At 36.0% G+C, this 10,448-nt stretch carries 9 protein-coding genes; all 9 read left to right on the forward strand.

Going from position 1 to position 10,448, the window contains the following annotated elements; translation table 11 throughout:
* Positions 1–75 precede the first annotated feature (75 nt).
* The 9 genes from HMPREF2864_RS08335 to HMPREF2864_RS08375 all read left to right on the forward strand — a co-directional run bounded on the left by HMPREF2864_RS08335 (position 76) and on the right by HMPREF2864_RS08375 (position 10,336).
* Positions 76–1,386: a uracil-xanthine permease family protein gene (locus tag HMPREF2864_RS08335; RefSeq protein WP_002459347.1), complete on the forward strand. Its 1,311-nt coding sequence runs from the start codon at positions 76–78 to the stop codon at positions 1,384–1,386.
* A 23-nt stretch (positions 1,387–1,409) separates the two neighbouring features.
* Positions 1,410–2,306 carry an aspartate carbamoyltransferase catalytic subunit gene (locus HMPREF2864_RS08340; RefSeq protein WP_037553650.1) on the forward strand — a complete coding sequence of 299 codons (897 nt, stop codon included), beginning with the start codon at positions 1,410–1,412 and terminating at the stop codon, positions 2,304–2,306.
* Positions 2,306–3,580, forward strand: coding sequence for a dihydroorotase (locus HMPREF2864_RS08345; RefSeq protein WP_002459345.1), 1,275 nt, complete (start codon positions 2,306–2,308; stop codon positions 3,578–3,580). The genes HMPREF2864_RS08340 and HMPREF2864_RS08345 overlap by 1 nt, the downstream gene beginning before the upstream one ends.
* Before the next feature lies 1 nt (position 3,581).
* Positions 3,582–4,682 carry a glutamine-hydrolyzing carbamoyl-phosphate synthase small subunit gene (gene carA, locus HMPREF2864_RS08350; RefSeq protein ID WP_070572177.1) on the forward strand — a complete coding sequence of 367 codons (1,101 nt, stop codon included), beginning with the start codon at positions 3,582–3,584 and terminating at the stop codon, positions 4,680–4,682.
* Positions 4,675–7,848 carry a carbamoyl-phosphate synthase large subunit gene (carB, locus tag HMPREF2864_RS08355; RefSeq protein WP_002459343.1) on the forward strand — a complete coding sequence of 1,058 codons (3,174 nt, stop codon included), beginning with the start codon at positions 4,675–4,677 and terminating at the stop codon, positions 7,846–7,848. Before carA ends, carB begins: the two co-directional genes overlap by 8 nt.
* A 189-nt stretch (positions 7,849–8,037) precedes the next feature.
* Positions 8,038–8,730 carry an orotidine-5'-phosphate decarboxylase gene (pyrF, locus tag HMPREF2864_RS08360; protein ID WP_002459342.1) on the forward strand — a complete coding sequence of 231 codons (693 nt, stop codon included), beginning with the start codon at positions 8,038–8,040 and terminating at the stop codon, positions 8,728–8,730.
* The gene (gene pyrE, locus HMPREF2864_RS08365) at positions 8,731–9,342 is read left to right on the forward strand and encodes an orotate phosphoribosyltransferase (RefSeq protein WP_002459341.1); all 612 of its coding nucleotides are present in this window, start codon (positions 8,731–8,733) and stop codon (positions 9,340–9,342) included.
* Positions 9,343–9,369: 27 nt separating this feature from the next.
* Positions 9,370–9,600 carry a hypothetical protein gene (locus HMPREF2864_RS08370; RefSeq protein WP_002459340.1) on the forward strand — a complete coding sequence of 77 codons (231 nt, stop codon included), beginning with the start codon at positions 9,370–9,372 and terminating at the stop codon, positions 9,598–9,600.
* Between the two features lie 319 nt (positions 9,601–9,919).
* Positions 9,920–10,336 (forward strand): VOC family protein, encoded by a 417-nt coding sequence (locus HMPREF2864_RS08375; protein ID WP_002459339.1) that lies wholly within the window; start codon positions 9,920–9,922, stop codon positions 10,334–10,336.
* Positions 10,337–10,448: the final 112 nt, after the last annotated feature.

Genomic DNA, 10,448 nt, shown 5'->3' on the forward strand with positions numbered 1-10,448 from the left:
GCTATAAATTTGATTTTTAGTCTCTTTACATTAATTAATGTAAAGAGCTTTTTTTATAAGAAAGGAAGAACAAATATGGAGAATGAACAAATGTTTGAACGCACGGTTAAACCCGTGTTAGATGTAAAGGATAAGCCTAGACCGGCTCAGTGGGGACTGTTAAGTTTGCAACATTTATTTGCAATGTTTGGCTCAACAGTATTGGTTCCTTATTTGACTGGACTTCCTATATCAGCAGCCTTGTTGGCTTCTGGTATTGGGACATTATTATACATATTGATTACACAAGCTAAGATTCCAGCATATCTTGGATCTAGTTTTGCGTTTATTACGCCAATTATTACTGGATTAAGTACACATAGTTTAGGTGATATGCTTGTCGCATTATTTATGAGTGGTGTGATGTACATTATCATTGGTATTTTAATTAAAATAAGTGGAACAGGGTGGTTAATGCATCTTTTACCGCCTGTAGTTGTAGGACCAGTAATTATGGTTATCGGTTTAAGTTTAGCGCCAACTGCAGTGAATATGGCTGTTTATCAAGATTCAGCACATATGAAAGGTTATAGCTTGAGCTATTTAGTCGTAGCACTTATCACTTTGCTAGTTACGATTGTTGTTCAAGGTTTCTTTAAAGGTTTCTTATCATTAATTCCAGTATTATGCGGTATTATTGTTGGATATATCGTTGCAATATTTATGGGGCTTGTACATTTTGCACCTATAGCTAAAGCTAAATGGTTAGATGTGCCTCATATCTATTTACCGTTTAGAGATTATGAGCCGTCTATTCATTTAGGGCTTATCTTGGTTTTAATACCAGTTGTCTTTGTAACTGTAAGTGAACATATTGGCCATCAATTAGTAATAAATAAGATTGTAGGGAAGAACTTTTTCGAAGATCCAGGTTTGCATCGATCAATTATTGGTGATGGTATTTCGACTATGTTTGCAAGTATTATTGGTGGACCACCAAGTACAACCTATGGTGAAAATATTGGTGTACTAGCTATTACGAAAATATATAGCATTTATGTTATAGGTGGTGCAGCTGTCATCGCAATTGTTTTAGCATTTATAGGTAAATTCACGGCCTTAGTTTCATCTATACCGACACCAGTTATGGGCGGTGTGTCCATTCTATTATTCGGAATTATTGCTGCAAGTGGTTTACGCATGTTAGTTGAGAGCAATGTTAATTTCGCGGATAATCGTAATCTTGTGATTGCTTCTGTTGTCTTAGTTGTGGGTATAGGAAACTTAGTGATTAATTTAAAGGACATTGGCATCAATCTTCAATTAGAAGGTATGGCTTTAGCCGCTTTATCTGGAATTATACTTAATTTGATTTTACCAAAAGAAAAAGCACAGCAAATAAAATAATGAATGTATAAGGAGGATGAATGATGAAGCATCTACTGTCTATGGAAGAATTAAGTATTGAAGAAATTTATCATTTAATTGAAACTGCGAGTCAATATAAAGCTGGACATTATCCTGATAAGGCGCATCAACAACAGTTTGTTGCTAATTTATTCTTCGAGAATTCAACACGCACGAAATGTAGTTTTGAAGTAGCAGAACAAAAGTTAGGTTTATCACTAGTTAACTTTGAAACAGCAACTTCATCAGTTCAAAAAGGTGAATCTTTATATGATACATGTAAGACATTAGAGCATATAGGGGTAGATTTATTAGTTATCAGACATCCGCAGAATGCTTATTACAAAGAACTTGCAGATATTAATATCCCAATAGCTAATGCAGGAGATGGTAGTGGTCAACATCCAACTCAAAGTTTATTAGACATTATGACCATTTATGAAGAATTTAAAGATTTTGCTGGTTTAAACATACTCATCTGTGGTGATATTAAGAACTCGAGAGTTGCACGTAGCAATTATGATAGTTTGACTAAACTAGGTGCACATGTCTGTTTCTCAAGTCCACCACAATGGATTGATGATACATTATCAGCACCATATGTTGATATCGATGATGTGATTGAAGAAGTAGATATCGTGATGTTGCTCCGTGTGCAACATGAACGTCATGAAGCAGCGTCACAAACATCTTTTGAAGCGCAGCATTATCATGAACAATTTGGTTTGACAAAGTCAAGATATGAACGATTAAAAGATAGTGCGATTATTATGCATCCGGCACCAGTAAATCGTGGTGTTGAAATCGATACATCTTTGGTTGAAGCACCTAAATCTCGTATTTTTAAGCAAATGGAAAATGGTATGTACTTACGCATGGCAGTCATTAATGAACTTTTAAAGGAAAAGGAGAATCACTAATGAAATTAATTAAAAATGCACAAATCTTAGATAATGGCGAACTTAAACAAAAGTCAATTTTAATCGATGGACAATACATTAAAGAAATCAATGACACGATTAACATAGATGATAACGTTGAAGTGATAGATGCTCATGGACAATTTGTAGCACCAGGATTTGTAGACGTTCATGTTCATTTGAGAGAACCGGGTGGAGAACATAAAGAGACAATTGAAACAGGAACTAAGGCAGCCGCACGCGGTGGATTTACAACAGTATGTCCTATGCCCAATACGCGTCCAGTGCCTGATTCAGTGACGCATTTTGATAATTTAAAACAATTAATTAAAGAAACTGCACAAGTTAGAGTCTTACCTTATGCTGCTATTACAGTGAGACAAGCAGGTAAAGAACATGTTGATTTTGAAGCGTTAGCTCAAGATGGTGCATTTGCTTTTACTGATGACGGGGTAGGTGTTCAAGAATCTGCAATGATGTACGAAGCAATGCAGGCCGCTGCCAAAGTTAATAAAGCGGTTGTTGCACATTGTGAAGATAATAGCTTAATATACGGTGGTGCAATGCATCAAGGTAAGCGGAGTGAAGAACTAGGCATACCAGGTATACCCAATATTTGTGAAGCCGTTCAAATTGCGAGAGATGTGCTATTAGCTGAAGCAGCTCATTGCCATTATCACGTTTGTCATGTCTCAACAAAAGAAAGCGTTAGAGCCATTCGTGATGCTAAAGCAGCGGGCATTCATGTAACTGCAGAAGTAACGCCACATCATTTGCTATTAACAGAAGATGATGTACCTGGAGATAATGCGATTTTTAAAATGAATCCTCCTTTAAGAAGTAAAGAAGATAGAGAGGCGTTATTAGAAGGCTTGTTAGACGGTACAATTGATTGTATTGCAACAGATCATGCGCCTCATGCAAAAGAAGAAAAAGCACAACCAATGACGAAAGCGCCATTTGGTATCGTTGGTAGTGAAACAGCTTTTCCATTACTTTACACACATTTTGTTAAAAATGGGGATTGGTCATTACAACAATTAGTTGATTATTTAACTATTAAACCAGCTCAAACTTTTGATTTGCCATACGGACGATTAGAAGAAGGAAGTTTTGCTGACTTAACAATCATCAACCTTGATGAAGAGCGAGAAATCAGAGGAGAAGATTTCTTGTCTAAAGCTGATAACACACCATTTATAGGGTATAAAGTATACGGGAACCCTGTGTTAACAATGGTAGCAGGCGATGTTAAATATAAGGAGGAAGTGTAATATGCTGGAACGACGTTATCTTGTATTAGAAGATGGAACATTCTATGAAGGTTATAAGTTAGGTTCTGATGAACTATCAATAGGCGAAATCGTCTTTAACACTGCTATGACTGGTTATCAAGAGACGATTTCTGATCCGTCATATACTGGACAAATTATTACCTTTACTTATCCACTTATTGGTAATTATGGAATTAATAGAGATGACTTTGAAGCGTTAACACCAACTTTAAATGGTGTTGTCGTCAAAGAAGCTAGTACACATCCAAGTAACTTTAGACAGCAAAAAACATTGCACGAAGTACTTGTTCAATACAAGATACCTGGAATTTCTGGCGTAGATACACGTAGTATTACACGCAAAATTCGTCAGCATGGTGTATTACGCGCAGCGTTTACAGATTGCAGAGAAAATATTGATGAACTTATTAACAAATTAAAGTCAACGGAATTACCGAGAGACGAAGTAATGACAGTATCAACAAAGACACCATATGTATCTACTGGTTCGAATCTTAGCGTAGTATTATTAGACTTTGGGAAAAAACAAAATATTGTACGTGAACTCAATTTAAGAGGATGTAATGTGATTGTGGTTCCTTACGATACAACTGCTGAAGAAATTTTAGCGATGTCACCGGATGGCGTCATGCTATCAAATGGACCAGGTGATCCAGATGTTGTTGAAGTTGCCATCAACATGATAAAAGGAATTTTAGGGAAAATACCATTTTTTGGTATTTGTTTAGGACATCAACTATTTGCATTATCACAAGGGGCATCGTCATTTAAAATGAAATTTGGTCATCGAGGTGCTAATCATCCAGTTAAAGATTTGAGAACTGGAAAAGTAGATATTACAAGTCAAAACCATGGCTATGCGATTGACAAAGATTCATTAGCACAAACTGATTTAGAAATTACACATATTGCACTAAATGACGATACGGTTGAAGGTTTACGTCACAAAACATTACCAGCTTTTTCAGTGCAGTATCACCCTGAAGCAAGACCAGGTCCAAGTGATTCTAATTATTTGTTTGATGATTTTATAGCAATGATTAATGAGTTTAAAGAAAAGGAGCGTAATACTCATGCCTAAACGTGACGATATCAAAACGATTTTAGTAATAGGTTCAGGACCAATTATCATTGGACAAGCAGCAGAATTTGACTACGCAGGTACACAAGCGTGTTTAGCACTTAAAGAAGAAGGCTACCGAGTCATTCTAGTTAATTCTAACCCTGCTACGATTATGACTGATAAAGAAATTGCAGATAAAGTATATATCGAACCGTTAACACATGATTTTATTGCGCGTATTATTCGCAAAGAACAACCCGATGCTTTATTGCCAACATTAGGTGGTCAAACGGGATTAAACATGGCAATTCAACTTCATGAGAGTGGTGTGTTAGAGGCGAATAATGTTAAATTGTTAGGCACAGAATTAAAGTCAATTCAACAAGCAGAAGATCGAGAACTATTCCGTACTTTGATGAATGATTTGGATGTGCCAGTACCAGAAAGTGATATCGTTAATACGGTTGAACAAGCGTTTAGTTTTAAAGAACAGGTTGGTTATCCGTTAATTGTGCGACCAGCATTTACGATGGGTGGTACCGGAGGCGGCATTTGTCACAATGATGAAGAACTAAAAGAAGTCGTTAGCAATGGTTTACATTATAGTCCAGCAACGCAATGTTTGATTGAAAAGTCTATCGCAGGATTTAAAGAAATCGAATACGAAGTGATGCGCGATAAAAATGATAATGCTATCGTGGTTTGTAATATGGAAAACATTGATCCAGTAGGTATTCATACTGGGGATTCTATTGTTGTAGCACCAAGTCAAACATTATCAGACGTTGAATATCAAATGTTGCGTGATGTCTCACTGAAGGTGATTAGAGCCTTAGGAATAGAAGGGGGTTGTAATGTTCAACTCGCTTTAGATCCGCATTCATTTAATTACTACATTATAGAAGTTAATCCACGTGTGTCTCGTTCATCAGCATTAGCTTCTAAAGCAACGGGATATCCTATTGCGAAATTAGCCGCTAAAATTGCAGTAGGATTAACATTAGATGAAATGCTTAATCCTATTACAGGCACATCTTATGCAGCATTTGAACCTACATTAGACTATGTTATATCGAAAATTCCGCGTTTTCCATTCGATAAATTTGAAAAAGGTGAACGTGAATTAGGTACACAAATGAAAGCTACAGGTGAAGTGATGGCGATAGGGCGCACGTATGAAGAATCGTTATTGAAAGCGATTCGCTCGTTAGAATATGGGGTGCATCACCTTGGACTACCTAATGGTGAAAGTTTTGATTTAGACTATATTAAAGAGCGAATTAGTCATCAAGATGACGAACGTTTATTCTTTATTGGTGAAGCAATTCGTAGGGGTACAACATTAGAAGAAATACATGAAATGACTAAAATTGATTATTTCTTCTTACATAAATTCCAAAACATTATCAATATTGAGCATGAATTAAAAGCACATCCTGGAGATTTAGATTATCTTAAATATGCTAAAGATTATGGCTTTAGTGACCGAGTTATTGCCCATCGTTGGGATATGGAAACAGAAGCGGTTTATCAACTGCGCATGGCACATCAAATTAAACCAGTTTACAAAATGGTAGATACATGTGCTGCAGAATTCGAATCATCAACGCCATATTATTATGGAACATATGAAACTGAGAATGAATCAGTTGTAACAGATAAAGAAAAGATTTTAGTACTTGGTTCTGGGCCTATTCGTATCGGTCAAGGTGTAGAATTCGACTATGCAACCGTTCATGCTGTATGGGCGATTCAGCAAGCAGGTTATGAAGCAATTATTGTTAATAATAATCCAGAAACCGTATCAACAGACTTTTCAATTTCAGATAAATTATATTTTGAACCGTTAACAGAAGAAGATGTAATGAATATCATTAATTTAGAACAACCTAAAGGTGTGGTTGTGCAATTTGGTGGGCAAACAGCAATTAACCTAGCGGATAAATTAACAAAGCATGGTGTTCAAATATTAGGTACTTCACTAGAAGACTTGAATAGAGCTGAAGATCGAAAAGAATTTGAAGCATTGTTAAGAGATATTCATGTGCCACAACCAAAAGGAAAAACGGCTACGTCACCACAAGAAGCTTTAAATAATGCACGTGAAATTGGTTATCCAGTAGTTGTAAGACCGTCGTACGTACTAGGTGGACGTGCTATGGAAATTGTCGACAATGATCAAGAATTAGAAAATTATATGGAACAAGCGGTAAAAGCTAGTCCAGAACATCCTGTATTAGTTGATAGATATTTGACGGGTAAAGAAATAGAAGTCGATGCTATTAGTGATGGCGATACAGTTATCATTCCAGGTATTATGGAACATATTGAGCGTGCTGGCGTGCACAGTGGTGATTCAATCGCTGTTTATCCACCGCAAACATTATCACAAGAAGAACTTGATACGTTAGAAGATTATACAATCAAGTTAGCCAAAGGGTTAAATATTGTAGGGTTGATTAATATTCAGTTTGTGATAGCTCATGATGGTGTTTACGTATTAGAAGTAAATCCGCGTTCTAGTCGTACGGTGCCATTTTTAAGTAAAATTACGGATATACAAATGGCACAATTAGCAATGCGTGCAATTATAGGTGAGAAATTAGCAGATTTAGGTTATCAACCAGGTGTGCAACCATATAGTGAAGGTGTTTTTGTTAAAGCACCGGTGTTTAGTTTTAATAAACTAAAAAATGTCGATGTAACACTCGGACCTGAAATGAAATCAACAGGTGAAGTGATGGGTAAAGACTTAACACTTGAAAAGGCATTGTTCAAAGGCTTGACAGGCAGTGGTGTTGAAGTTAAAGATCACGGAACGGTGCTCATGACAGTGAGTGATAAAGACAAAGAAGAAATAGTTAAACTCGCACAGCGCTTAAATGAAGTGGGATATAAAATTTTAGCGACGAAAGGCACAGCGGATAAACTTGCTCAGCATCATATTCCAGCTGAAGTAGTTGGTAAAATTGGTGGAGAAAATGATTTGTTGACGCGCATTCAAAATGGTGATGTTCAAATTGTTATTAACACCATGACTAAAGGTAAAGAAGTAGAACGAGACGGCTTCCAAATCCGTCGCACAACAGTTGAAAATGGTGTGCCTTGCTTAACATCATTAGATACAGCAAATGCATTAACAAATGTGATAGAGAGCATGACCTTTACAATGAGAAATATGTAATTAGGGAGCGGGACAGAATGTATTATGAATTCGTAGTCCCGCCCTGGCAAGGTTAACTAGGATTGAGAAAAACTTGGTAAAAGTTTATTTTCAATCCAGTCAACTACTGCCAATATTTAGTTTGTATCCTAAAACATAATGGTGTCCCATACCCATATTTCAAGATAGAATTGGAGGTGGAAATTTAATATGAAAAATCTACCAATTATTGCATTAGACTTTGAGTCTACAGACAAAGTCAATGACTTTTTAAATCAATTTAACGAGCCATTATTTGTAAAAGTAGGTATGGAATTATTTTATCAAAGTGGACCACAGTTTATTCGCGATATTAAAGCACGAGGCCATGATATTTTTTTAGACTTAAAATTGCATGATATACCACATACCGTTAATAAAGCGATGCAAGGTTTAGCCAAGCTTGATGTAGACTTAGTTAACGTGCATGCAGCAGGTGGAACACTTATGATGCAAGAAGCAATGAAAGGGTTACGCGTGTTTAATCAAAACACTAAACTAATTGCTGTTACACAGCTAACTTCTACAACTGAAGCGATGTTACATCAAGAGCAAAATATTCAAACATCAATTGAAGAGGCCGTATTAAACTATGCACAGCTTACACAACAAGCTGGCTTAGATGGTGTGGTATGCTCACCGCTAGAAGCCAGATTACTTACAGAACATTTAGGTGCTGACTTCTTAAAAGTGACACCAGGGATTCGACCAAAAGGCGTAACAGCGGACGACCAACAGCGTATTACAACACCAGAAGACGCTAAGCAGTTAGGCTCAACTCATATTGTTGTGGGTAGACCAATTACACAAAGTGAACACCCAGTTGAAAGTTATCATTCTATAAAAGAAAGTTGGTTAAGTTAAATGGCAAAAGAGATTGCAAAAGCTTTATTACAAATTGAAGCAGTTTCATTATCACCTGATGCGTTATTTACTTGGAGTTCAGGTATTAAATCTCCGATATATTGTGATAATCGAGTAACGTTAGGTTTTCCAAAAGTACGTCGTCAAATTAGAGATGGATTAGTTAATTTAATTCAAGCGCATTTTGAAGAGGTTGAGGTTATTTCTGGTACAGCTACAGCAGGTATTCCACATGCTGCATATATTTCAGAAACAATGAATCTACCAATGAATTATGTGCGCTCTAAAAGTAAAAGTCATGGTAAACAAAATCAAATTGAAGGTGCTGCAAGCAAAGGGAAAAAGGTTGTTGTTGTTGAAGATTTAATCTCTACAGGTGGTTCTTCTATCAATGCCGTACAAGCATTGGAAGAGGCTGGTGCAGAAGTATTAGGTGTTGTTGCTATATTTACTTATGGCTTAGCTAAAGCAGATGAAATGTTTGAGGAACAAAAATTGCCGTTTTACACGTTGAGCCATTACAATGAGTTAATTCAGGTTGCACGTGAAATGGGTGCAATTAAGGAAGAAGATATAAAAACATTAGTTGATTGGCGCGATAATTTAGCATAATATAGTGTATAAAAGGAGGGGACAATAATGTCTAATGAAAGTAACCAAGGCAATGATTTTTATCATCAGCTTAAGCATGTAAATGAATTTTTACAAAGACCAGAAGACTTTAACTCTCCGATTGCACAAAATGTTGAAGAATATGAACAACATACGTCACAAAGTCAAGGCATACACCAAGAAATTGATGTTTTTGTACGTCCAAGTGATATATTTAAAGAAGCCAAAGCTAATTTAAGAGAAAAGGGTCATATATAATTAAACAAATGCATGTCACATAAGCAGGTAAGTGCGCGTTTATGTGACATGCATTTTTAATAAAAGTGATTAAATTATCGAATAAAGAATTTGACGCATAACCATCCTAGAAACAAAACGATAAAAAAGGCTAATAGCGAAATAATGCCAATTGACATTAATAAGACTCCCTTCATTTAGAATTGATTTTTACCTTTTTATATAAAAATCAACATCTAGAGTTACGTAATTTAATAAAGCATAAGTTTAATTTATTTATGACTTGTATATATATTAAAATAAGAGCAAAGAAAAATAAACTTAAAGGTGGACAAGATAAATGGAAATCCCTAAAATTACGACATTTCTTATGTATAATAATCAAGCAGAAGAAGCAATAAATTTATATACGTCATTATTTGATGATAGCGAGATTATAACGATGGTTAAATATGATGAAGATGGTCCAGGAGAACCTGGAACAGTTCAACATTCCATCTTTACATTAAATGGTCAAGTTTTTATGGCTATTGATGCAAACAGTGGCCAAGAACTTCCAATGAACCCAGCGATATCACTATATGTTACAGTAAAAGACAACGCCGAAATGGAACGGCTATATAATGGACTAAAAAAAGAAGGCGCAATCCTCATGCCTAAAACAGAAATGCCGCCATATAAACAATTTGCTTGGGTTCAAGACAAGTATGGCGTTAGCTTTCAGCTCGCACAGGAGCCTCCAACAAAAAGAAACTGAAGCTAGTTTTGCACGTGTTATAAGTTTATGGGAGCGGGACAGAATTCATAATGAATTTGTAGTCCCGACCCGGCAAGATTGACTAGGATTGAAAAAAGCTTGGTATAAGCGT

It is taken from the genome of Staphylococcus sp. HMSC059F04, from assembly GCF_001812565.1.
Classification (GTDB): Bacteria; Bacillota; Bacilli; order Staphylococcales; family Staphylococcaceae; genus Staphylococcus; species Staphylococcus lugdunensis.

Excerpts from the sequence above, each read along its gene's own strand:
- HMPREF2864_RS08340 (WP_037553650.1), top strand. The coding sequence starts at position 1,410 with ATGAAGCATCTACTGTCTATGGAAGAATTAAGTATTGAAGAAATTTAT.
- pyrF (WP_002459342.1), top strand. The coding sequence starts at position 8,038 with ATGAAAAATCTACCAATTATTGCATTAGACTTTGAGTCTACAGACAAA.
- HMPREF2864_RS08335 (WP_002459347.1), top strand. The coding sequence starts at position 76 with ATGGAGAATGAACAAATGTTTGAACGCACGGTTAAACCCGTGTTAGAT.
- HMPREF2864_RS08370 (WP_002459340.1), top strand. The coding sequence starts at position 9,370 with ATGTCTAATGAAAGTAACCAAGGCAATGATTTTTATCATCAGCTTAAG.
- pyrE (WP_002459341.1), top strand. The coding sequence starts at position 8,731 with ATGGCAAAAGAGATTGCAAAAGCTTTATTACAAATTGAAGCAGTTTCA.
- HMPREF2864_RS08345 (WP_002459345.1), top strand. The coding sequence starts at position 2,306 with ATGAAATTAATTAAAAATGCACAAATCTTAGATAATGGCGAACTTAAA.
- carB (WP_002459343.1), top strand. The coding sequence starts at position 4,675 with ATGCCTAAACGTGACGATATCAAAACGATTTTAGTAATAGGTTCAGGA.
- HMPREF2864_RS08375 (WP_002459339.1), top strand. The coding sequence starts at position 9,920 with ATGGAAATCCCTAAAATTACGACATTTCTTATGTATAATAATCAAGCA.
- carA (WP_070572177.1), top strand. The coding sequence starts at position 3,582 with ATGCTGGAACGACGTTATCTTGTATTAGAAGATGGAACATTCTATGAA.